This is a genomic window from Cytophagales bacterium, assembly GCA_033344775.1.
In the GTDB taxonomy this organism is placed as follows: domain Bacteria; phylum Bacteroidota; class Bacteroidia; order Cytophagales; family Cyclobacteriaceae; genus JAWPMT01.
On sequence record JAWPMT010000001.1, the window covers coordinates 68,201 to 92,153 of the forward strand.

At 43.1% G+C, this 23,953-nt stretch carries 23 protein-coding genes; 12 read left to right on the plus strand and 11 right to left on the minus strand.

What is annotated here, in order from left to right:
* Nucleotides 1–38: 38 nt before the first annotated feature.
* The gene (locus R8G66_00245) at nt 39–1,073 is read left to right on the plus strand and encodes an AraC family transcriptional regulator (protein MDW3190758.1); all 1,035 of its coding nucleotides are present in this window, start codon (nt 39–41) and stop codon (nt 1,071–1,073) included.
* 24 nt (nt 1,074–1,097) lie between these two features.
* On the opposite strand, the gene R8G66_00250 is transcribed toward R8G66_00245, so the two are convergent.
* Nucleotides 1,098–2,108: a WYL domain-containing protein gene (locus R8G66_00250; GenBank protein ID MDW3190759.1), complete on the minus strand. Its 1,011-nt coding sequence runs from the start codon at nt 2,106–2,108 to the stop codon at nt 1,098–1,100.
* Nucleotides 2,109–2,422: 314 nt separating this feature from the next.
* Between R8G66_00250 and R8G66_00255 the strand changes: the two genes are divergently transcribed.
* Complete coding sequence (locus tag R8G66_00255) at nt 2,423–3,943, plus strand: TROVE domain-containing protein (protein ID MDW3190760.1); 1,521 nt, start codon at nt 2,423–2,425, stop codon at nt 3,941–3,943.
* Nucleotides 3,944–4,417: 474 nt separating this feature from the next.
* On the opposite strand, the gene R8G66_00260 is transcribed toward R8G66_00255, so the two are convergent.
* The 3 genes from R8G66_00260 to R8G66_00270 form a co-directional block, all read right to left on the minus strand.
* Nucleotides 4,418–5,668 carry an MFS transporter gene (locus R8G66_00260; protein MDW3190761.1) on the minus strand — a complete coding sequence of 417 codons (1,251 nt, stop codon included), beginning with the start codon at nt 5,666–5,668 and terminating at the stop codon, nt 4,418–4,420.
* A gap of 306 nt (nt 5,669–5,974) precedes the next feature.
* Nucleotides 5,975–6,280, minus strand: coding sequence for a hypothetical protein (locus R8G66_00265; GenBank protein ID MDW3190762.1), 306 nt, complete (start codon nt 6,278–6,280; stop codon nt 5,975–5,977).
* Between the two features lie 204 nt (nt 6,281–6,484).
* Complete coding sequence (locus R8G66_00270; GenBank protein ID MDW3190763.1) at nt 6,485–8,206, minus strand: AAA family ATPase; 1,722 nt, start codon at nt 8,204–8,206, stop codon at nt 6,485–6,487.
* 209 nt (nt 8,207–8,415) lie between these two features.
* Here R8G66_00270 and R8G66_00275 point away from each other — a divergent pair, with 209 nt between their 5' ends.
* From R8G66_00275 to R8G66_00300, 6 genes are all read left to right on the plus strand, one after another.
* Entirely contained in the window at nt 8,416–9,255 is an 840-nt protein-coding gene (locus tag R8G66_00275) for a Ku protein (protein ID MDW3190764.1), read from the plus strand.
* 9 nt (nt 9,256–9,264) lie between these two features.
* Nucleotides 9,265–9,876, plus strand: coding sequence for a tetratricopeptide repeat protein (locus tag R8G66_00280; protein MDW3190765.1), 612 nt, complete (start codon nt 9,265–9,267; stop codon nt 9,874–9,876).
* Between the two features lie 10 nt (nt 9,877–9,886).
* Nucleotides 9,887–10,258 (plus strand): hypothetical protein, encoded by a 372-nt coding sequence (locus R8G66_00285; protein ID MDW3190766.1) that lies wholly within the window; start codon nt 9,887–9,889, stop codon nt 10,256–10,258.
* A 63-nt stretch (nt 10,259–10,321) separates the two neighbouring features.
* The gene (locus tag R8G66_00290) at nt 10,322–10,894 is read left to right on the plus strand and encodes a hypothetical protein (GenBank protein ID MDW3190767.1); all 573 of its coding nucleotides are present in this window, start codon (nt 10,322–10,324) and stop codon (nt 10,892–10,894) included.
* Nucleotides 10,895–11,070: 176 nt separating this feature from the next.
* A complete protein-coding gene (locus R8G66_00295) occupies nt 11,071–12,270 on the plus strand; it encodes a GAF domain-containing sensor histidine kinase (GenBank protein ID MDW3190768.1) in 1,200 nt (399 codons plus the stop codon).
* A 74-nt stretch (nt 12,271–12,344) separates the two neighbouring features.
* Nucleotides 12,345–13,202, plus strand: a complete 858-nt coding sequence (locus tag R8G66_00300) for a DMT family transporter (protein MDW3190769.1) — start codon at nt 12,345–12,347, stop codon at nt 13,200–13,202.
* A 17-nt stretch (nt 13,203–13,219) separates the two neighbouring features.
* Here the strand turns inward: R8G66_00300 and R8G66_00305 are convergent, their stop codons facing one another.
* From R8G66_00305 to R8G66_00315, 3 genes are all read right to left on the minus strand, one after another.
* On the minus strand, nt 13,220–13,885 hold the full coding sequence (locus R8G66_00305; GenBank protein ID MDW3190770.1) for an NAD-dependent epimerase/dehydratase family protein: 666 nt from the start codon (nt 13,883–13,885) through the stop codon (nt 13,220–13,222).
* A 10-nt stretch (nt 13,886–13,895) separates the two neighbouring features.
* On the minus strand, nt 13,896–15,140 hold the full coding sequence (locus R8G66_00310) for a serine hydrolase (GenBank protein ID MDW3190771.1): 1,245 nt from the start codon (nt 15,138–15,140) through the stop codon (nt 13,896–13,898).
* Between the two features lie 151 nt (nt 15,141–15,291).
* A complete protein-coding gene (locus tag R8G66_00315; protein MDW3190772.1) occupies nt 15,292–15,687 on the minus strand; it encodes a hypothetical protein in 396 nt (131 codons plus the stop codon).
* 131 nt (nt 15,688–15,818) lie between these two features.
* Between R8G66_00315 and R8G66_00320 the strand changes: the two genes are divergently transcribed.
* The 4 genes from R8G66_00320 to R8G66_00335 are packed head-to-tail and all read left to right on the plus strand — an operon-like array spanning nt 15,819 to nt 20,406.
* Nucleotides 15,819–16,757, plus strand: a complete 939-nt coding sequence (locus R8G66_00320) for a glycosyltransferase family 2 protein (GenBank protein MDW3190773.1) — start codon at nt 15,819–15,821, stop codon at nt 16,755–16,757.
* Nucleotides 16,750–17,613: a lysylphosphatidylglycerol synthase transmembrane domain-containing protein gene (locus R8G66_00325; GenBank protein MDW3190774.1), complete on the plus strand. Its 864-nt coding sequence runs from the start codon at nt 16,750–16,752 to the stop codon at nt 17,611–17,613. The genes R8G66_00320 and R8G66_00325 overlap by 8 nt, the downstream gene beginning before the upstream one ends.
* Before the next feature lie 51 nt (nt 17,614–17,664).
* Entirely contained in the window at nt 17,665–18,111 is a 447-nt protein-coding gene (locus tag R8G66_00330; protein ID MDW3190775.1) for a DUF2059 domain-containing protein, read from the plus strand.
* A gap of 12 nt (nt 18,112–18,123) precedes the next feature.
* Nucleotides 18,124–20,406, plus strand: a complete 2,283-nt coding sequence (locus tag R8G66_00335) for an aminotransferase class III-fold pyridoxal phosphate-dependent enzyme (GenBank protein MDW3190776.1) — start codon at nt 18,124–18,126, stop codon at nt 20,404–20,406.
* Nucleotides 20,407–20,652: 246 nt separating this feature from the next.
* Here the strand turns inward: R8G66_00335 and R8G66_00340 are convergent, their stop codons facing one another.
* The 4 genes from R8G66_00340 to R8G66_00355 form a co-directional block, all read right to left on the minus strand.
* The gene (locus R8G66_00340; GenBank protein MDW3190777.1) at nt 20,653–21,969 is read right to left on the minus strand and encodes an NAD(P)-binding domain-containing protein; all 1,317 of its coding nucleotides are present in this window, start codon (nt 21,967–21,969) and stop codon (nt 20,653–20,655) included.
* 71 nt (nt 21,970–22,040) lie between these two features.
* Nucleotides 22,041–22,862 (minus strand): hypothetical protein, encoded by an 822-nt coding sequence (locus tag R8G66_00345; GenBank protein ID MDW3190778.1) that lies wholly within the window; start codon nt 22,860–22,862, stop codon nt 22,041–22,043.
* A complete protein-coding gene (locus R8G66_00350; GenBank protein ID MDW3190779.1) occupies nt 22,859–23,302 on the minus strand; it encodes a DUF6326 family protein in 444 nt (147 codons plus the stop codon). The genes R8G66_00345 and R8G66_00350 overlap by 4 nt, the downstream gene beginning before the upstream one ends.
* Before the next feature lie 46 nt (nt 23,303–23,348).
* Complete coding sequence (locus tag R8G66_00355) at nt 23,349–23,948, minus strand: Crp/Fnr family transcriptional regulator (GenBank protein ID MDW3190780.1); 600 nt, start codon at nt 23,946–23,948, stop codon at nt 23,349–23,351.
* Nucleotides 23,949–23,953 lie beyond the last annotated feature (5 nt).

Genomic DNA, 23,953 nt, shown 5'->3' on the forward strand with positions numbered 1-23,953 from the left:
TGTTAGGTTTATTAATTAAATGAGTCTTAACTCGCAAGATGGATCAGACGTCATTACTCCTCATTATTTCGTGTGCAGGCATTTTTCAATCCTTATTCCTGGCGGTCTATTTGTTTTCAGCTGAACGCATCCAAAAAGTAGAACGAATATTATTGGGATTGCTTTTGATAGCGATCACTATTCGTCTGTTCAAGTCCATAGGGTGGTTTTTTTATGACATGGAAGGTCAGTTGTTTTTGAATCTAGGTTTTGCTGCTCACGGATTCATTGGCCCTATATTATTGCTCTACTTCGCTGAAAAGTTGAATCGACTCAAGCAGATCAGTCATAAGGCTTTGATTATATTACCAGCTTTTTTCTTTTTAGTGGCTTCGCCTTTTCTTTCACTTGATGGTTTCTGGTATCGAGGGGGATACTTGGCGTTACTTTATTTCACCATTATTTATTTAGGGGTCGCAGCTGTATTTTTAAGGATCATATACAATGAACGAAAAATCTATTTTCCATGGTATCGTAATCTGTATGCTGGCGTATTCATCTTTTGTGTATCCTACTTTACCAATTATACACTAGGGCTCAATTCCTATATTACCGGACCAGTATTATATACCCCGATCATTTACTTCATTAGTTTCGTGCTTTTCCGAAACCGTGAAATTTTCACACCAATAGGAGATAAGAAGAAGTATAAGAACATCAATTTATCTAAAGAACAAGTTTCACAGCATCTGGATCGCATTCATAGCGTCATGGGAGAGCAGAAACCTTTTCTTCAGAGAGATTTTAATCTTGGCTCTTTATCGGAATTGACCGCTATTCCTAAACATCTCTTATCCAGGTATTTCAGTGAAAACCTGAGGCAAAGTTTTACGGACTATACCAATGCTTATCGCATTGAAAAAGCCAAAGAGCTTTTGCAAAGTCCATCATTTAAGCATCATAAAATAGCAGTGATTGCTTACGAGTGTGGGTTCAACTCGATTTCTTCCTTCAACGCAGCCTTTCGAAAGGTGACGTCTGTATCACCATCAGCGTATAAGACCCTTCAATCCCAGAAACCCACGGTTGTTTGATCAATCAGTATTTCGAAGTAGGGGTCAATTGCCATATAATGATGCCATCCTGGATAATCGGGTATTGATTCGCTGGACCAGCCGTTCCGGGGCCAATACTTTTACATTTTCTCCAAATCCCATTAGTTCCCGCTCCAGTTCAAAATTCAATTGAACCTGTAGAGAGATAACTACTCCTTTTTCGGTGGTCTTCAGCAATTGCTGACTATGGTGAATGGGTTTAGTCAATACATACGGAGCTGCTGAATGATCCGCTTCAATGATCACTTCTTCAGTTTGAATGCCATCAGATACTGTTACACCCACCACCGGACTGAAAAAATGCTCAAGCACCTCTGGATCAAAGGCTAAAACCTTTTCTTCACTGGAATCGAGAGATTGGATGCGATCAAGTGCAAGGAGCATGAAGTTCAGCTTTGCTTTTCTTTTACCCAATACAAACCATCGATTACGGTATTCTTTAAGTAAAGCCGGGTGAAATAAAAACGATTCCGGCTGTTTGGCTTTGAAAGATTGATAGGAGAGATGGATACATTGCTCATTCGAAATGGCCTGGAATATCGGATCGATGTATTCCAAACCTCTCAGATCTTCATTCTTCTCCAGGTCGATGATCGATCTGCCTTCATTAGACGAAGTATGAATTTTATTTTCCAGCTTCTGGACCATCCCACTCAACTCCGTAAAATGACTGAAGCCTTTGAATTGTCTGAGAATGTCCACCACTTCCGTTAATTTATTGAGGTCATGTGCTGTCAATGGGACGTTGGTGATAGAATATTCTGGATCCGAATAGGTATAGAACTTCTTGTCATTTACAATGATGGGAGCATGGTAACCTAGTTTGTCACTGCGCATGATCTGCAGATCCATCTGAATGGTACGCTTACTGACGCCTTTGTCAATGCCCTCATAATCATACAAAGCTTCGGAACAAGCATCAATAAGGTCTTCCAGTGTCCATTGACGAAACCGATTTCTAAGACAGTTATCAATCGTTTTGTATCGAATAAGGGCATTTCTGGTGGCAGGCATGAGAGTAATTAATAGGTGTTTAGAAAGATTTTCAAAAATATTAGTCAACTACAAAAGATACCCTTGAACTCCCTAAAGGGGTGGATTCCAATTTTCCCTTTAGGGTTGGGCGGTCCGCCGCAGCGGTAAATTCATAGTTTCTCGAAAATCTTTCTTTAATAATTGATTTCTAAGTTGCTAATGGATTAGGGCAATGATGCTTTGATAAATTTTTTTGTAAAAAAATCACTTTTTTTTCAACTACGCAAAAAGGCTGCGTAGTGTCCCTTCAACTTTGAATTATCAAACATTTGAAACACGAAAAAACTACTGTTATGAGATTCAATGTGAGTAATAAACAAAAAGAGAAAACTTATAACTACGAAGGTGCTGTTGCCTATTCGAAATCAGAAACGTTGGAACTGTATAGTGCGGTAGTAACTTCGAGTTTGTCTGGTGATCTGTACGAAAATGCCTGGGATAGATTGAACCGTATCATTTATCTGATTGATAAAGTTGATCCGGTATTTGCAGCAAAATTGGCCATTTATGCCAGAGAAGAGATGCATTTGAGGTCAATCCCATTGGTATTGGTTGCTGAGTTGTCCAGAATACATAGGGGTGATGAACTGGTGAAAAAAGCAACAGCAAGGGTGATCCAGCGTGCTGATGAGATCACAGAGTTGTTGGCTTATTATCAATTGGCGAATAGCAGATCTGGTGAAAAGAAGCTGAATAAACTTTCCAAGCAGCTTCAGAAAGGCATAGCGTCTGCTTTCAACAAGTTTGATGAATATCAATTCGCGAAATACAATAGAAAGACGGAGGTGACCCTAAGGGATGCTTTGTTTTTAACACATCCGAAAGCGGCTTCCGACGAACAACAATTGTTGTTTAATAAGATCGTCAATGATGAACTGGAAGTTCCTTATACCTGGGAGGTAGAACTGTCACAAGTGGGGCAAAGACCATTTACGAACCCAAAGAATAAGGCCTCTGCCATGACTGCTAAGTGGGAGGAGCTGATTGATAGTGGAAAGTTGGGCTATATGGCTACATTAAGGAATTTGAGGAATTTCCTTGAGGCCGGTGTTCAAAGGAGCTCGATCAAAAAAGTAGCTAAGCTATTGGGTGACCCTAAGCAAGTAAAAAGGTCTAAGCAATTGCCTTTCAGGTTTCTCTCGGCCTACAGAGAATTGGAGAAACTCAAGTTGAACCATGCTACATATTTGATGAACAGCCTGGAGAAGGCAGTGATGGCCAGTGCGGCAAACATCAAGGGGTTTGGGCTTGACCAGCGAGTGCTCTTGGCGGCGGATGTTTCCGGTTCGATGTACAGCCCGGTGAGCTACAATAGCAAAGTGAGATGCTTTGATATTGGATTGGTACTGAGCATGTTACTGGCTTCCAGATCTGTGAACGTGGTTACCGGGATATTTGGTAGTACCTGGAGCGAGAAGAATCTTTCGAAGAAAGACATCCTTTCCAATGTCAGAAAGCTGGAAAGACTGGCGGGTTCCGTTGGATACTCGACGAATGGTCATCGCGTCATAGACGCATTGATTGCCACGAAACGTGAGATGGATAAAGTCATGTTCTTTACTGATTTGCAGATGTGGGACAGCACTTATGGTGGTGAGTCATTGAGAGCATCATGGACGAAGTACAAGCGTTATGTTGCTCCGAAGGCCAAATTGTATTTGTTTGATTTGATGGGGCACGGTAATACACCATTGAGCCTGAAAGGAAATGATGTGTATTTGATCGCCGGATGGTCGGACAAGATATTTGAAGTGTTGGATGCCATTGAAAATGGAGCATCTGCTATTTCATGTATCAATCAGATTGAAATTTGAATAAGCCCCTGCCAGACGGGTGGGGGCATAAATTACGAAAGAGTGTCGTAGAACAGTGTTACTTCGATTATGGTTCGGGTGAATGCGAGTTCAAATCTCGTCGGGTCCACAATAGCATTGTAATACATGGGCCTGTAGCTTAAATGGATAAAGTACCTTAGGTCACTATTCGCTCATTACCTCTTTCAATGTTATAAGGAAGTGTCGTCGGAAAGTACTACTTCGATAATTGACAGAAACGCGTATTGGTTCGCCTTACGTATGGAAGCTTGATCTCAGCAATCTTTGATCAGGCGGATGAAAAACAGACTTTTCACTTATTACCTTCCTTTATCTTATTAAATCCATAGACAAAGGATGTCGTTGGAATAAGTTACTTCGTCACCAATGGGGATAGGGTCCCGAGTTTTCAGGAATGGGTGCAAATCCCAACATGACACGCCCCAACTTAGTCCGCTTGTTACTCCTTTTGATTTAAGAAAGGTTTGTGGTTCTGGTTTGCCTCCCAAACAAATAGGCCAAAATGGCCCCTGTAATGGAGAAAGCAGCCAGTACCATAAACAAGTGTTGGTGTCCGAGCTCTCCGGGAGAGCTGTCTAGGATGATCCCCATAAGCGGGCCCATGAATATATCGGGTGTATAACCAATGACCGATACCAATCCTGCTGCGCTTCCTGTGATTTCCAGAGGTAGTTTTGCTTCCTGAAACAACGCATAGTAAAGACCTCTCAAACCATAAACGCCTACACTTGTGGTAGATAGGGTCAAAATGATCATCAATCCCATACTCGGCGCTATTACACCCGAAGCGATCACAAGACTGCCTCCCATCATGATCAGAAAACAGCAAATGACCATTTTAGAATGCATGATTTTATCACCTAATAAACCTGCTGCAATGGCTGCGAAAGGCCTGATCCAAAAAGAGATTGTGGCAATGTGAGCTGCGTCCACATCATTGTACCCGAAAGCATCGCTGGCATATAAGGAAAAGTCGTCGGTGCATTTGTAGCCAACATAGCTACATAATAGAATAAAAGCTTGTAGCCATATCGTTCTACGTTTCATGGCTTGTTTAACACCCAATAGCGAAATTCCCTGACCGGAAGAATGAGTTACTTCATCCGGCAGGAACCACCAGATGATCAGGGCGCTTAAGGCAGTCAAACCTGAGAATAAGAGAATAATGTCACTTAGGGCAGCGGTTAATTGCGCTTCGGTGGCATAATCCGCATCGACGGGTAAGAAAGTTTGCAGCAAGAAAACGGAAGAGGAGGCGAGGGCGGCTGCGACAAATCCTCGTCCCGCATCGATCAATCCGAAGGACCGTCCCTGACTGTCATTCCCACCTAGCTCACTTTGGGCTTTCACATAAGCGGCCCAGAAAAGAAGTATGGTTGTTATTCCCCAAAACCCATACAATAATGTGAGCGTGAACAGATTAGGGATTTGAGACATGATCATGCCACCGGCTGCAGTGGCCATAATTGAGACCGGGAGTAGTTTTTTCGGAGAAAACCGGTCAGCGATAGGGCCTCCGGCAAAATAGGCACCAATAGCAACGATACCGTAAAGTGAAAATGCTGTTCCTAATTCAAGATTAGTGATATCAAATGCAGTAAGAAACGTAGGTCGAAATATCCTCGCTACTACAAAAGGGAGTAGAAAAATGAGCTCACCCACCAACATGAGCGCAGCCAGAGATAGGACCTTACGTAATGCCATAAGGTCGTAACTTAATGAAAATCCTTATCGTGGGAGTACCTAGAATGCTATTTAGTGGCTCATGACGCCAGAAAGAGCAGTGTTTCTTAAGATTATGAATAGTGTGTGGCGTGTGTTGTTTTGAAATGAGCAACCGTAATATCAGAGAATCTAAAAACGCTCACCTCCCGATGGGTATTGGGAGCGTTTCATGCCCTCAGTGGTAGAAAGTAATAACCGATTAACTTAATTACTGAAGGTCAATAGGTTAATCCCTTGGTCAGCCTCGCCGACGAAGCTGACTCACCAAAGTTTCCGTTAGATCAGTTATGCCACTTCCGACTGCACTACAACCGACTTGAATCGGTGGCCGTCCAGGTATTTAAGCTTGATCTGACTGTTTTCCTTGCTGACGCTGTAAGTCGCTTCAGATCTAGGCGTCGTGTTCGGATTAGGTACAAAATGGATCAGGCGTGGATTGGGTAAAGTTTCAACCTTCATTTGTTGATCCATACGATCAGTATTGAAAATCGCGACTTCATCGGATTCCTTGTCCCAAAAGAGATAAACGGTTTCCGATCCCAATTGCACCTTAAAATAGGTGTTGGGGTAAATGGCGCTTGCGGTATTCATTGCGGTGGTCATATTTGTCACATTAGTCTTTTGTTCAATCAACTCAACAACGATGCCAGCAAACACCCTAGTATGAGATTGTACAAAAAAGACTTTAGTAAAGATCGGAAGGTTGGATTAGGATGTCAATACCCAATATGGGGTATTTGCCTTAAAATTTATCCACATTTTAGCGGTGCATTGAAGGGTTTTCCACAATTTGAATCAATTACCATCGTCATGAAACATTCGACAAAGTCGGATCGTTTCATAGTCCATTTGTCCGTTGAGAGCTCGATGGATCACACTCAATTTTAACTGTTCGGCACTGTCAAAAAATTCAGGATCTCCCTGTTTGATCAATTGCGCGCTTACTTTGCTGACCTTCTTGAGTGTTGTATCATCCGGAGCATAAGGGCTCAAATCAAAATCAGGGTTGTCTTTGTGGATTCGTTGTAGATGACTGATGATTGTGCCCTGAGTGAGCTCTCGTTCATAAGCCACTTCTTCAAGCGTCTTTCCAGCAAGGAGCATTTCTTTGGTTTTTTCGAAGGTATTTTTCTTGGGACCAATGGCCTTTTTGCGATTGCGATGTTGATTTTTTTCAATGACATCAGGATCATTCGTTCCTTCACATCGGTCGATGAAATCCATGTTGGCAATCGCTAGCTGCTCTTTTTCAAAATCAAACAACCAATCTTCATTGTCTTCCGACAATTCGGCAAAACGAACATCAGCTTTGAAGGCCAGTCCATCTACAGTCAGGGCGACATTGTTCATACCCAATAAATGAAGTCCATGCCAGTTGCGCAAGCGGGAGAGGGCCACGTATCCTTGTCCTGGCTCAAAGGTTTTGGAGAGGTCAATTTCAGCTTCATCCAAGGTCATTCCCTGACTTTTGTGTACCGTAATGGCCCAGGCCAATCGAAGTGGGACTTGCTTATACGAAGCCAGCACGTTTTCTTTCTCGTCGGTGATGGTCCATTCTTCAGGCTTGGCAATGATCGTTCGACCATCATTGGTTTTTACGACCGGATATCCATCTTCATTATCAAACTTTTCGATTACGCCGATTGTGCCATTGAAATAGCCCCTTTCCGGGTTATTGCGCACAAACATGACCAGAGCATCTTTCTTAAGGGCTAGCTCAGGCGTGGCCAATACGCTTTGTCGAAGGCTTTCTACCAACGCGCCACGACCTTCGGTTTCTGCTTCGAAATTACTTTTAGGGTTAATGTTTTCTGCGAGCTTCTTGGCATTCATGGCATCTACATCGGCGTTGTGGGTGTACAACTTGATGCATTCCGTCTCATCGTTCTCGTTGATTTTTTCCTGAAGGGCATCAACAATATCCTGGTTGATGTCTTTGGCTCGGATACTGGTAAGGATGTCACTCAAAAGGCTTTCCTTTTGTCGAAACTGTTCGGTGAGGTAGCAGACCCGCAATTGACTTTCCACCCAGATTGGCGCCATAAAGGCAAACTTTTCGCGGTTCGTCATGGGTTCCCGACTGACGGGAGGTAACTGAAAAAAATCTCCCGATAAGATCACCTGCATGCCTCCGAATGGATCTGCATTATTTCGGAAGTACTTCAGGATGTCGCTGATCCCAGTGAGCACTTTTCCGGAGAGCATAGAGATTTCATCAATGATCAGGACTTTGGTCTCTCGCAACCTCTTGACCGTGGTTTTATTCTTTTTGATCCGGTCCAGGTCTTCTTTCTTGATCTGGTCCTTGATCCCAATACCACTCCACGAATGTATGGTCTGTCCTCCGATGTGCGTGGCGGCTATTCCAGTGGACGCAGTTACCGCTACGGCTACTTCTCTTACTCGTAAATATTCGATATATTCATTGATCAAATAGGTTTTACCGGTACCGGCTGAACCAGTCAGGTAAACATTTTGACCCATTTTTAAAATAGCAAGTGCGGTTTCCTGTTTCAATGTTCTGTTTAGTCAATTGATCGCTAAGTTATCTGGTTCAATGGAATTGGCATTCGATGATATAGTCGGCCTTTTCGATAAATTATCGGTAAAAGGGTTGTGAATTGATAATCAGATTATTCATAACTTTCATAATGTCAACAAGTTAATATTAGTTACTTGTATTTATTATTTAATCAATTTACATTTGATTATAAATCCTGAAAGTCATGCGCGCAATCTGGAAAGGACACATACAATTTTCTTTAGTTACAATCCCTATCAGGATTTATAACGCCATTGATACGGCCCAAAACATCCGATTCAATCTGTTGTCGAAAGAGACCAACAATCAGGTAAAATATGAGAAGCGCGATAAGATCACAGGTGACTTATTACGAAGTGAAGACATTGTGAAAGGCTACCAATATGAGCCTGGTCAATTCGTGATCATTGATGACGATGATTTCCAGAAGATCAAATTGAAAAGCACGAAGCTTATTGAAATAGAAGGATTTGTGGATGCCTCGGAAGTGCATCATACCTTATTTGACGCGCCTTATTTTGCTGGACCGGATGGAGAAGTGGCCGGAAAGACTTATTCCCTACTGTGCGAGACCTTGCTTGAAACCGGAAAAGTAGGCGTAGGCAAAGTCGTGTTACGGGATCGGGAAAGCGTTGTGCTGCTTACACCGCATGAATCGGGCATATTGTTATACAAGCTACGGTACCCAGATGAAGTTCGTCGCGTTATTGATGTACCTCAGATACCAAAAGAAACTGCCGCCGATGAAGATCAGTTGAAGCTGGCCAAGACCCTGGTGGATAGTATGTCCAAGAAATTCAAAGACATCAAACTGGAGGATAAATACAACAATGCACTACGCGATATGATCGATAGTAAGATCGAAGGAAAAGAAGTAGTGATTGCTCAGGAGGAAGAGCCTGAAGTTGTAGATATCATGACAGCCTTGAAGGCGAGTATTGAAGAAGCAAAAAAATCGAAGAAACCGATGGAAAAAGCTTCAGAAAGTCAAGAAGTAGAGGAAGATGCGAAAAAGGCAAGTTAAATTTGCTTCATGGCCAAAGTAATCAAGTTTCCTGTAAGTGCTCCTGAAAAGCTGGGATTGAAAAAAGCCCGGAAGAGGAAAAAGCCTGATCTGGAAGATCTTGGTCAATTGAATTTGTTCAATCAAATTGTAGCTGAGCCCCGGGTATTGAGATTAAATGACAAAGGCGGTTTTTTTGAGCAAGCCCTGGAACTAGATGAGCTTGGAGATGCATCTGCTGAGCAATTATACTTAAAAGCCATAGAAGCAGGCGAATCAGTGGCCAATGCGTATTGCAACCTTGGGATCCTCATGAATGCCAAGGAAGAACATTCGAAGGCGGTAGATTACCTGACACGATGCTTACAGGAAAACCCACGTCATTACGAGGCACATTATAACCTGGGTAATTTGTATTCCGAGTTAGGCAATTTCTCACTTTCGAAGATGCACTACGAAGTGTCTACCGAGATTGAGCCTACTTTTCCTAATGGATATTATAACCTTGGACTGGTACTGATCTCTATGCATGAATATGATCAGGCGTCCAAAGCCATTTTACGATACATCACTTTGTCTCCGGAATCGGATCACACGGTGGCACATGATCTTTTGAAAACTTTGAAAACACTAGGCGCATAGCCCTTTTATTATGAGCGAGGATTTGAAAACATCTACGGAAATTTTGAGAGAGCACTTTGAAGAATTGAAAAAATCAGTTCCTGAGGTTTATGCTCAGAATGCTACGCCTCCGGAAGAGACCAATGAGGATAAATTGTATACACTCATCCGCAAGACGTTGAATATCATAGAAGCGGTGTATTTCCAGAGCAAAGAGAATTTTACATTTACGCGGGCCGAGGAGTATGATAAAGTAATCAAAGAGCTACAAGAGTTAGGGTTCTCCTATGAAGCAAACAGGGAATTGCTGGAGAAGTCGGCAACTGCTGCCTTGATGCGTGCCAAGCTTCCTATGGAGAAAGCCACAGGTGCCAATCGAGACTCATCAAAGAAAGTGGGATAAACCGCATTATTCGCCAAATTATTTTGAAGGTCATCGTGAGATGGCCTTTTTCGTTTCCAAACTATGAAGAGAAAAGGCCCCAGTACAGATCGCATCATAGGTATCTCAGCCATGTTGATCAGTTTGATGACGCTGATCATATTTCTATATCAGACTCATTTGATCAAGGGTCAAAGCAGGTTATCGGTTCGTCCCAGGCTCACTTTCAATAAAAATGTTGTCAAGTCTATTACGAAGAATGAGACGGAAGGCGATCAAACCAAAATTGAGATCAGACTGTCGTTGCGGAATGACGGCCTTGGTCCAGCCATCATTGAATCGAGCCGTATTCTGGATCAAGGGTCTTCGTATGAGCTGATGACCTTTTTTGAGGAGGCTTATCCGCCATTGTTAGAATACGGATTTTTCACACAAATTACGGAGTTGACACAAGGAGAGGCCATTCGTGCTTCGGAATCCGTTGATCTGTTTACCTATCAGTATGATTTCAGGAACGAAGAAGCCATCAAGATGCTTCTGAATGCTGAAATTGTCTACGATTTCCCGTTTGAGTATGAAGTGATTTATTCGTCTATGTATGAAGAACAATGGCAGGTCAGATCCAATACCGAAGGTCATCCGGTTCCTGTCAATTGATCGACAAACTATTTCCGTCAACCTAAAGAGTTTGTCATACGTGGCCTTTCTGACAAATACGTTTAATCTTTTACCGTCTGTTGAATTTGTTGGATGTCTATTGCTGCCTCAAATCGGTTTTTATTACTTTGGCTCATTAAACCTGGCTTAATTAGACAACCCGCATCAGTTTGCCTATGCAACATGCTCAAAAACCTGCGAACGAACTAGAACGACTGGAGGCTCTGATTCAATATGACATCCTGGATTCAGATCCTGAAGATGAATATGATAATATCGCGAGTTTAGCTGCACACATTTGCCAGGTGCCAGTGGCTATCGTCAGTTTCATAGATCAAGACCGAAAATGGCACAAAGCCAAAGTAGGTATTGCTGCTACAGAAATGAAGCGTGATATCGCAGTTTGTTCGCATACCATTGTTGCAGATGAAGAAACAATGATCGTTGAGGATACTAGAAACGACGACAGGTTTGAAAATAGTCCAGTCAATCAAGGGAACTCACCTGTGGTGTTTTATGCCGGTGTAAAACTCAGGAGCAATGAAGGTTTTGTTCTAGGAACACTTTGTGTTGTAGATCATAAACCTAATAAGATCACAGAGGAACAGGAGCATATGCTTGCGAGACTGGGACAGCAAGTGATGCATTTATTGGAATATCGCCGTAATCTCAGATTACTGAGATCGATCAAGGATATCCAGAGAAAACAGTACAATGAGCTGGAAGAGTTTACACACACAGTGATACACGATATCAATTCTCCGATGGCCAATGTCGTGGGCTTAGCAGACCTTTTAGATAGTGATATTAAGTATTCTGATGAACTGGACAAAGATACGGTGGGGCAGTATGTGGGAATGATCAAAAAAGCGGGAATCAACATTCAGCTCTTTATGACCGAATTACTTGATTATTACCGTTCCGATTCATTGTCAAGTATCGAAGCTGAGGAGATCAATTTTAAAGAATGGATCAAAGAAGTTACTCAGATGTTGGATCCTCATGGTAAGCATCGCATTGAATTACCAGAAGGTGATCATGGGATTAGGGTGCGAAAAGTTGCCCTGAGGCATGTATTTACTAACCTTATCCAAAATGCCATTAAACACAACCCTGATCTAGGCCTAAACATCAAGATTTTCTTTGAAGAAAAGGAGAGTAAATATGCTTTTCACGTTTCAGATGATGGAAAGGGCATCAGGGGCGATACAAGCAAAATTTTCGAGCCACTCGTAACAATGAACGGATCAACATCAGGAACAGGATTAGGATTGGCCATCGTCAAAAAAATCGTAGAAAAGGAGGGAGGAACAATTGAATTGCTTGCCAATGAAAATGCAGGGGCGACATTCAATTTCACGATCAATAAAGGTTGATACACGCCATCATAGAACTTGCCACAAGCAACAGCGAATTGAACCCCACCAGACGTAATTCTTTCGGACCTTTATTGGCTTTTTGGATACTTGGATTGGTGTGGGGGACCAATTTTATATTCATGAAGTGGGCACTCGTTCACCTCACACCTTTTCAGATTGTCTTTTTCCGATTGTTTTTAGGTTTCATTCCAGTATTGCTCTACGCTCTTGTGACCCGTCAATTGGATCTTTCGCATTTGAAATACATTGGTCACTTTCTAGTGATGTCCAATTTGGCAGCAGCTGTTTATTACTATTTATTTGTCAAAGGAACAGGATTGCTTCCGTCAGGAATAGCAGGTGCCGTAAGCGGGGCCATTCCTTTATTTGCTTTTATCCTTTCCGTAATCTTTATTCCCGAAGAAAAGCTGACCCGCAGAAAAGCCACAGGAATTTTATTGGGACTGCTTGGTGTGTTGATAGTCGCCCGACCATTTGAAAGTCATCTTTCCTCTGAAACGGGGGAAGGTGTACTGTATTTGATCCTGGGTTCTTTGAGCATAGGCGCCTCATTTGTTTACGCCCGACGATTTATTACCCCATTAAATATTCCTTCAGGTGCATTGACTACCTATCAATTGGGTCTGGCTTCTTTATTGATGCTCTTTGTTACGGACTTTAGTGGTGTAGATCAGATCCTTACTGATCATTATGCATTGGTGGGATTGGTACTGGGCCTGGGTCTGTTAGGAACGGGGCTCGCGTTCATCCTATACTACTATGTCGTAGCTCAGCTGGGAGCGACAACTGCTTCTTCTGCCACCTACATACCACCAGTGGTAGCCTTAATCATAGGTGTGCTATTGCTGGATGAAACCATTACCGCATTAGATTGGCTGGCCACAGGATTCATCTTTGCAGGAGTTATATTGCTAAGGAAGAAAACTTAAGTTGGTGTATTGATGAACTATCCAGCGGTATCGATGATATCTTTCGGATCTAGGATGTCCTTTGAATATCCCGTTCGTGTGACAAAAATCATGGATTGACCAATCTGTGTGGTATTGACAATGGAATTAGGAGACATCCACTTGATCAATTTGATCAACCACATGAAGTAGTCATAAATAAACTGATAAAGTCTGGTTTTCGATTTGATCCCACGGAGTGGAATGATGCCTCCTGGTCGGAACATGAACGCTTGCTTAAAGCCTAGTTTCAATAAGTCATTCTCAGTCTTGCCTTTTACCCGCGCCCACATGGTTCGCCCTTGTTCCGAAGAATCTGTGCCCTGACCGGAAACATAGGTGCAAGTCATCTTTGGATTGAGTTCTAAAAGGGATGTAGCTAATGCCAACGTATAATCGTAGGTCAACTCGGTGTATTTCTCTTCAGATAGACCAGCAGCACTAACACCCATGCAGAGGTAACAGGCATCAATTCCTTTTAATCGATTACTGATTGTAGAATAGTCCTTGAAGTCTTTGTGGATCAGAGATTTTAGTTTGGGATCTGTGACGTCAAGTTCAGATCGACCGATGGTGATTACTTGTTCAATGTTCGAATCATCCAGGCATTCCAGTAAAACGCCTTTGCCCACCATTCCTGTGGCTCCGGTTATTAAGACTATCATGGAGCCTAATTTACTCCAGACTTTCCAAAACACGGCCAATCAGCCCATCGAGTGCGTTTCTATCAATCCATCTGGCTACAATGATCAGGTCATTTTCCCGATCCACATACACCATGTTGGTACCGGCTCCCAAATGAGCAAAAGCAGAAGCTGGTGCACTTGGGTATAATGCCTGGTCCGTATTCAGGAAGTAATTCATGAAGCCATACGTTTTTCTGGCTTTTGTAGGTGTAGTTGCATGTTTCATCCATTCTTTTGAAAGGATTTGATTACCGTTCCAATTGCCTTCATTGAGTGTCAGGTAACCCAGTCTGGCCTGATCATACGCATTGATGAACATACCGCCACCCCAGTGACCACCACCGCTGACGGCTTGAGAAACTACTCCATCTAAGATGATCCATGAGTTTTCATAACCATGCCATCTCCAGGTTTTGGAAGCATCTATTTTCTCCATTACTTCGGTTTTAAGCACTTCTGGCAGTGGTTTACGCCAAATGTTCATGATGGACAGTGCCAGGAGGTTTACGCGTACGTCGTTGTATTTATACACGCTACCCGGTTCATTTCTAGGGCGTGTGGTCCATTCTCTGGGCGTCTCACGATTAGGCCGATCGGCCCAGTCAGGTTTTCCCCATAACGTGCCTTCCCAATCACTGGTTTGCCGTAAAAGGTGATTCCAGGTGATCTTTTGATTGTGCTCGGTATCCCACAGGGACAACACGTGAGGAGTGCCCCAACCTTCGGATTTGTTCCTTGCCATGTTGTAAGGCTCATAAGGAATAACAGGGGCCATGTCCTTGTATACCAGGTCATCCAATTTGATCAACCCCTTGTCCCAGGCCAATCCAACCGTACTACTCAAGAACGTTTTGGTCACACTATGTGTCATGTCCACACTGGTAGGATCTCCCCATTGCGCGACGATATACCCGTCTTTGATGATCAATCCGGTAGCAGGTCCACGGGTCTTGAATGGACCTATGCCATAGCCGTAGGGTTCTTTACCGAAACTAAGGGTGTAGTGATTTTGCTCCTGATCTCTGGGTGCATTCGTTTCATTTTCAATCGCAAAATCGACTGCTTCCTGAAGTTTAGAACCATTCATGCCCACTGTATTTGGGGTTCTAGTTTCCCAGTCATTATAGGAAGGGAAATAACGCTTTTGAGCTTGTAACGGGGTAGTAAATCCGACAAGTAGGAATAATGCCAAACTGAGGAGTGGTGTTGTTCGCTTCAAGAAATGGTTGATCATGATACATCAATATTTGGGTAGTGAAGTTAATGGCAGTTCCTTGTAGACGAAGAAAGCTATTCTGTGAGCGGATTGTTGGATTGGCTGAAAAGCAACAAAGCCGACCTTTCGAAAAAGCATCGGCTTTGGAAATAATATTTTTTTAGTGCGACTACTTCGCGAATACGCCCTTGAAATGATCCTGATAGGCATAAGCCAAAAACAGGTTCCCCAAAAAGACCACAAATGCCACAGGGTTAATAGGAGTCAGTGTGAGGTGAAACAAGAAAATGTTTAATGTAATTGGGCCTAAAATAGCAATAGCCAAAGGCACGAACCGATTGCTGAGTAAAAATACTCCTGCCAATACTTCCAGTCCTTTTACTAAGGGAAAGAAGTAACTAGCCGCAGATAATCCTTTCATAAACGCCATGGCTTTTAACGGCAAATCAGGTTGTGGGATGAAATTCAGGAATCCATTGAGGCCAAAAATCAAAAAGACAGCTCCAAGCAGGTATCGCAGCACGGTAGCAGTAGTTTTCAAGGGTTTTGAGAGGGATGATGACATTGCACTCATGATCTAGAGGGTAAGGTTTAATAAAAGTATTCACATTAAATGTACATACATTAAATGAATTTTCAATTAAATGAGTTCATTGAATTTGTCGAAGTTTTACTTTTGCCCTTTTTTAGAAGGACATGACCAAAAAGATATCGCTGGTAATCCCAGTAATGAACGAGGAAGAAAGCATAAAGCCTTTACTCGAACACATCAGTAAATCACTTGAAGGTTGGGATTACGAAGTAGTACTGGTAGATGATGGGAGTACGGACCGTACCGTCGCAGAGATCAAGACTCATTCTGATAGCCATACAAGGGCAGTCATCCTGAATAAGAATTATGGCCAGACTACTGCGATGGCAGCCGGGATTGATGCCGCAGATGGCGACTATATCATCACGCTCGATGGCGACTTACAGAATGACCCTTCTGATATTCCCGAGATGATCGCCAAACTGGAAAAGGAAGATTTGGACGTTGTAGCTGGAATTCGGGCCAATCGCCAGGACGGCATGTTTTTGCGAAAGATTCCAAGTCAATTGGCTAATGCGATGATCCGTAAGCTGACCGGAGTTTACCTCCATGACTATGGCTGTACCTTGAAAGTATTTCGTAAGGACATTGCTAAAAACCTGGGGCTCTATGGAGAATTGCATCGATTTATTCCTGTACTGGCAAAGCTTCAGGGCGCGCGTTTGGATGAAATGCCAGTTAAGCATCATGCCCGTCAATATGGAAAATCGAAATATGGTTTGGGTCGTACTTTCAAAGTAATGAGTGACCTAATGCTCATGGTCTTTTTTCAAAAGTATTTTCAGCGACCGATTCACTTATTCGGTACGGTGGGGTTGTTAACTTTTGGTGCTGGAGTGATCATCAACATATATCTTTTGATCATTAAAATCCTTGGCCACGAGATTGGAGGCCGGCCTTTGCTGATCCTTGGTATTACGCTGGTCCTGGGTGGCATTCAATTGATCACGATTGGTATTGTAGCAGAGTTAATTGTCAGAACCTACTACGAGTCACAGGACAAGAAGACGTTCCGGGTAAAGGATACCTTCCAGGGTGAGTGATCGAATAAAAAAGCAATTAAAAACACTGATAAAGATTGTGGTTTCTGTCGGAGCCATGGTCATCGTATTCAGGGCCATTGATTGGGAACAGACGAAGCAAATTCTGATCTCTGCACACCCTGGGTTTCTTTTGATTGCCGTAATACTTTTTGTCTTGTCGAAAGTAAGTAGCGCCTTAAGGTTGAACGTCTATTTCCGAAACATAGCACTAGAGCTTAGTGAATGGGAAAACATGAAACTGGCCTGGCTGGGTATGTTCTATAACTTGTTTCTTCCCGGGGGTATTGGTGGTGACGGCTACAAAGTGTATTTATTGCATAAGCGTAGTGGGATCAGCGCCAAGCTATTGGCTGCCGGGGCCCTTGTAGATCGCCTGAGTGGTATGGTAGCCCTTTGCGCCCTGGCTTGCATTGGTTTTTTCTTTCTGCAGTTGTCACAGGTCCCAGCGTGGTTGAACATATTGACCTTGCTTGCCGGGCTGCTCGCTTTTCCCGTTTTTTATGGGCTGAAACGCATTGTTTTTAAGAGTTTCACAAACCAATTCTTGATCACTTCCATCTATTCACTATTTACCCAGGGACAACAGGTGATTTGTGCTTATTTTATCCTGTTGTCACTTGATGTATCCGCCCAATACCTGGAATATCAGGTACTTTTTTTAGTGTCTTCTGTAGTGGCAGTTTTACCCTTTACGATAGGAGGAGTCGGAGCCAGGGAACTGACGTTTATACTGGGACATGAATTTCTTTTGATCGATAAAAACACGGCTGTTGCCTTTAGTCTCCTGTTCTTTTTGATCACACTTTTTGTGTCTGTGTTTGGGGCTTTGGTTCCATCTGAGAAAAACAAAGAATAAGTGTAAGCCAGACCCAATTAGATTTCCTAGCTTCGGATAAAATTTTGGAACATGAAAACAACAATTTTATCCTTTCTACTGGCTTTATCCACTCCTTTTGTGTTGCAGGCGCAAGACGATGAGTACAAGCAGCTTTTAAGTCGTTACTTCGAAGTATCAGGCTCCAAAGAAACCTTTGAAGTTGCGATCAAGCAAACCATACAGACCATGCGGACACAGACCATGGATTTGGACGATGAAGCGTGGGATGAACTTGAAAAGGAATTCTTGAATACTTCCATTGAAGATTTGGTTGAGATCCTGGTTCCAGTGTATTCCAAACATCTTTCAGCTGACGATCTCTTGGGCGTCATAGCTTTTTATGAATCACCGGTTGGTCAAAAACTGGCAGAAAAAACGCCACTCATTACACAAGAATCCATGCAGAGTGCAGGGCAGTGGGGCATGCAATTGGGGCAGAAAGTGATGGAAAAAATAGAAGAAAAGAAGAAAAATTAGCCTTTGTAAGCCTTGTCCTATTCCATTGAAAAATTGTTGGCAGACCACTTCGATCTTCACGATTGTGAGATCAAAGGTTTGGTAGGTTACGCCAATTCCAATTACCTGATCAAATCCAGGGGGGAACGTTTTGTCTTCAAGACTTATCGGTACGATGAGGAGGAGCTGGCGATCATCGGAGCTGAGAATGAATTATTGCTGTTTTTACAACGGAAAGCAGACAAGCCCGATCAATTTCCCATGCCTGTATCTTCCAAGCAGGGGGAATACCTCATCGATGTTACACTTGATGGAGTACGAGTCATAGGCCGAATGCTTTCTTTCCTGTCAGGGGATTTTTCTGGTGACCATACGATGCGTCAGGAATCCGCTGAAAGTCTCGGTACTTTCTTAGCCGAAATGGACTTGTTGTTGAAAGATTTTGATCATCCGCTATACAAGGGTAGGGCCTGGGAATGGGATATTCAGCACCTGGGATTGATCAAGAAATACGTTAATGATATTCCTGACCAACATCAACGGAGTATTGTTAGATATTTCATTCATCAGTTTGAAGTGGAAGTAGCGGAACACTTACCTCAATTACGCAAGCAAGTGATTCACAACGATGCTAACGAGATGAACCTGCTACAGCATGAACAGGACATTACAGGGATCATTGATTTTGGAGATGCGACTTGCTCACCATTGATCAATGAATTGGCAGTCGCACTGACTTACGCTTGCTACGACAAAGAGGACCCATTACACTGGTTGGTAACTATTTCCAAGTCCTATCACCGGAAAATTCAGCTAAAACCGCTGGAAGTTGACCTGCTTTACTACCTGATTGCGGCACGCTTATGCCTCAGTGTTTGTAATTCGGCACATGCCCGAAAAGTAGACCCGGACAACACGTATGCGACGGTTAGTGAAGATAATGCCTGGTCTATGTTGCATAAGTGGCTGGAAACAGGTCCAACAAAGGTTTCCCGTTTGCTTAGAGAATCGCTTGGATTGCAATTGCCTGTCTTGTCAGAGATTTCAGAAAAGCTAGCACATAGGAATCAACATCTGAGTGAAACCCTTTCTGTAAGCTATTCGACGCCAATCTGGATGGAGCGCGCTGCCTTCCAATATATGTATGACAGTTATGGAAATGCCATATTGGATGCGTATAACAACATTCCCCATGTTGGTCATTGCCATCCGCATGTGGTAGAGCGGGCCTCTGCTCAGATGGCTAGGCTCAATACCAATACACGCTACCTCTACGATCAATTGACGGCATATGCGGAGCAGCTACTAGCCAAGTTTCCTAAGCCATTAAACAAGGTCTTTTTTGTCAACTCAGGAAGTGCTGCCACGGACCTGGCACTGCGTTTGGTCAGGAAGCATACGGGTAGCGATTCTATCATGGTGTTGGAGCATGGCTATCATGGAAATACCCAATTGGGCATTGATGTGAGTGATTACAAGTTCAGCCATGCCAGGGGACAGGGCCAACAACCTTATATTCACAAGACGGCTCTTCCGGATACGTATCGGGGTAAGTACGGGGGAGAAGATGCAGGCATGAAATATGCCACTGATGCCGTGGCCGAAATCCGATCGGCCACTGAAAAGATTGTTGCGTTCATCGCTGAACCCATTGTCGGATGTGGGGGACAGGTACCCTTAGCAGAAGGCTATTTGAAACCAGTCTATGCAGCCATTCGAGCACAAGGTGGGCTTTGCATCAGTGACGAAGTACAGACTGGTTTTGGTCGGGTTGGGGATCAGTTTTGGGGCTTTGAACAGCAAGGTGTCGTTCCTGATCTCGTCATCCTCGGCAAGCCCATGGGAAATGGCCATCCGATCGGTGCAGTGGTCACTACGGATGAAGTTGCGGCTTCTTTTGAACAGGGAGTAGAGTTTTTTAGCTCCTTTGGTGGTAATCCGGTTTCTTGTGTCATAGGGCAGGCTGTGCTTGATGTCATTGAAAATGAAGGCTTGCAACATCATGCAAGAACTGTAGGAGACTACTATCAGCAGCAGTTACGGGAACTGAGTAAGACACACCCGTGCATCGGAGATGTTCGCGGTTCCGGATTATTCATTGGAATTGATATCGTGAAACCAGGAACCACAGGAACAGATAGAGCACTTGCATCGCACATCAAGAATTTCTTAAGAAGTAATCATATCCTCATCAGTACGGATGGCCCTGATGATAGTGTCCTGAAAACCAAGCCTCCGATGTGCTTTAACCGAGCAAATGTGGATCAGGTGGTGGACCACATTGATCAGGCAATTAAGGTGTTCAGTGCTAAATAAATATGCAGGTGATAACACTTGCATTGACCTGGATGATTGATGTTGACCCCCGATGAAGCCCCAGTTAAGGTCACTCCAAGGGGAGTCTTTGCTAAAAATGTTATGTTGATTACCGATTTTCAAAGATTCCATTCCTGGAATGACTTCTGTAAATTAAAGCTTCAACCTTAACTTAAGAGCATTGGAAGCCCCCGAAGGAGTTATCTCCGTGGGCTTTAGTAGTGTGGATTCTCTTGATTCCAAATACTAAGCCGTCACTGGAGCTTCCTTCCTTACATAATGCTTTGGTAAGTGCTTCTTCAGGTCTTTCACAAATTGCTTATAATCCACCGTGATGGTGTGTCGAGCTGATTTTACTTGCTTGATGTGTGGGTGGGTTACTTCTCGTCGGCATAATTCAGCAATATTGGATGGCCGCTTCCATTTTCCTGCGATCTCTCTGGCTGCAATTTTGCTTTGCAATTCCGATCCTGGCCAAATGCATCCCAATGGTTGGAACATGCCGATGAAATAAAGGTTTTGATGCTTTTCGTGCATCATTTTCAGGTACAAAGGAACATCTCCTTCACTATAATCGATGAAGTCGTGATCGAAAAACGGATGCGTCAATACGAAGCCGGTACAAGCAATAACTGTATCAAATTCTTCTGAACTCCCATCTTTGAAGTGTACGGTCTGCCCGTCGAAACGATCTATGTCTACTTTAGGAAAGACTTTCCCATGTCGGAGTTTGTACAAGAGTTCGTCATTTACGGTAGGGTGGGTTTTACCAACTCTTTGTGTAGGTTTCTGTAAACCATACAGTTCATTGGATCCCTGAATGATCCCAACGGTCATTTCCGAAAGTAAGTATTTGAGTTTCCTCGGAAGAAAGTTCAAGCCACCTGCAATCACATCGCTGGGCTTGCCAAAAAGGAACTTGGGAATGATCCGATAGCCCCGGCGCATGCTTATCGTTGTTTTGGCCGTCACACGGCTGGTTTCAACTGCTACATCACAAGCTGAATTGCCACCACCAATCACTAAAACGCGCTTATCAGTAAAGGGAGCAGCTTTTTTGAATTGATGTGAATGCAACAACTCACCAGTAAATTCTCCCGGATATTCTGGGTACCGAGGTTTCCAATGATGTCCGTTGCAAACGACCAGGTCTGAAAAGATCGTCTTACTTGTTTCTCCTTCTTTCTGTGTGGTAACTTCCCAGGTGCCATTTTCTAATAGCTTACAATGTTCAACCAAGGTATTGAACTGGATTGCTCGATACAGATCAAAATGTTTGGCGTAAGCCTGGAAATATCTTCTGAGCTGGTCATGAGATGGGTAGTCCGGGATGCCGGCTTCAAAATCGTCGAAAGTGAAGTCTTCGTATTGTGAAAGCGTTTTTGAGCTAATGATATGAGTGGTTTCAAAGACACTGCTATGGCTTTCCTGTTCGCTAAAGATCCAGTTGCCACCTACTTCAGGATTATAATCATAGCATACTACATCTAACCCTTCATCCAACAAATTCTTTACGGCAGTAATCCCTGAAGGACCTGCACCAATCACGCATACTTTCTTCATACTCAAATAAGCTTCACTACCAAACTTAGTCAATATGTGATAATCGGTACCCTCCGGAATGATGACTGCTTTTAATTGATAGGCCTTGTCTGAAATAAAGGTAATTCCATCTCCTCTGATAGGTAGATGGCCTGAAAGCCTATTTCCGCCCTGTGGTGTTGGTGGTTTGGATTAAATGCCATTCCGGTGATCACATAATGTGGTCCCAATGCACAATCAGGATGGGTGCATACCTGTTCGTTATAGATATGACTATCGGAAATCCAGGTTAAATGTAGGTCCTGATGCATCAATCCTACATGTGGGTTCCCTTTAGCTAATGCACCATTTTCATCATAGTGATAAACAAAACCTAACACGATGATTTGATTCTTCTTTTGTACTACATAATTCCAGCCAAACCCATCACCGGTAAAACATGACTGAAAACCCAAGAGTTTGGTCCGTTTCGTGAAAGTTATATCCACAGTTCGAACCGGTAACCAAAAGTGATGTACTGGTTTTTCTTCCCAGTAACCATGCCATTGTCCAGTAAACCGTCTTAATATATGGAAAGCCTCGATGGTATTTGTACGAAAGGGTGTTTCTTGATTGATGGGATGACTAAACTGATGATGAGGTAGCCTTTTGAATTTTCTCAGCACGAAACTGTAGCTCCGTTTCGATTGTCCCAGCCTTTCATGAAATACTAAAGATTCCTTAAGGCCATGCCAGAAAAGTAGTTCAAAATTTTCCTTAGAAGGACTGTAATCCCGAAACACGATCGCAAAATCAGCTAATTGTTCATAGTCCTCGGATAGTAAGAATTCCGTTTTCAAATGCCGTGCATCTATAAGGAATGGGCCAGCTTTGGAGGGCAGCCATATGAGTAACCCAAGCATAATGGTGTTCATTTGGCAGCGGTTTTTGATTGCGAATGCACGGGTAGGTTCCAGGAGATGTAAACGATGGACGCCAAAGTAATCGTCTTGATCGCTATGAAGAACAAATCATCCATGTCCGCTGAAGAAATTGTACTTAGAAATCCGAGCGCGGTGATTGTAGCAGCAATCAGATTCACCCATTTATTGAACTGCGCAGGTAAAATTTTGGAAAGCAATACCATGCTGATGGGGATTTCCAGGATTACTCCAAATAGGAGTACTTGGGTTTCAGGTATCTCTTGGCTGATCATCTCCTGAAATGCGACCGGATTCAGGAATTGGTGTAAGTCCCTAAAAACGATGTTGAATAGTACGAAGATCCACAATGTGGAAAGGAGTGAAGGGGTACTGACAAATTGTTTCATGACCTTTTTAGTGGCAAAATTTGCCGCGCCATGAGCCAATGTCATTCACTTAAGTTAATAACCGCCTCAGATGATTTTGATGGATTTGTTTTTAAATCGGAGGTTGCGTGGCTTGATCGAAAAGACGTTTCCGAATCCGGCTCAATGATTGGGGCTGCATGCCAAGGTAGCTGGCAATTTGGTGATGAGGTACTCGGTGGAATAGGAAAGGTTTGGTATTCATCAGATGTGAGTAGCGCTCTTCTGGAGAAGAATGGACAAATCGAGTCATTTCTGCCCTCGAGGTTTCTAGTTTTTCCTTCGATACCTGCTGGATCAATACATCTAGTCTCGGAACCAGTCTTCTGATATGGTCTTCCATGCTTTCACTACCAATCATCAATGTGCAAGGTTCAATGCATTCCAGAGAGTAGTCAGAGACTTGATTTTTACCACCACCAATGTATACTGCGGTTCCATCGCCTTCCGTGAAAAAATTGGTGGTCTTTTCTTCGCCATGACGATTGGTGAACTCTCTGATACAGCCAGACAATACCAGATAGCACCTTGAGGTTTTTTGTCCTTGAGAGATCAGAACGGTTCCTTTTTCAAAATCTTCCACATGGACTTCTTCAACGATTAAGTCTTTTTCAGCTTGTGACAGCATTTCAATCTGGTTAATAATGACTCTTAATTTATCCTTGCCTTCCATGTACC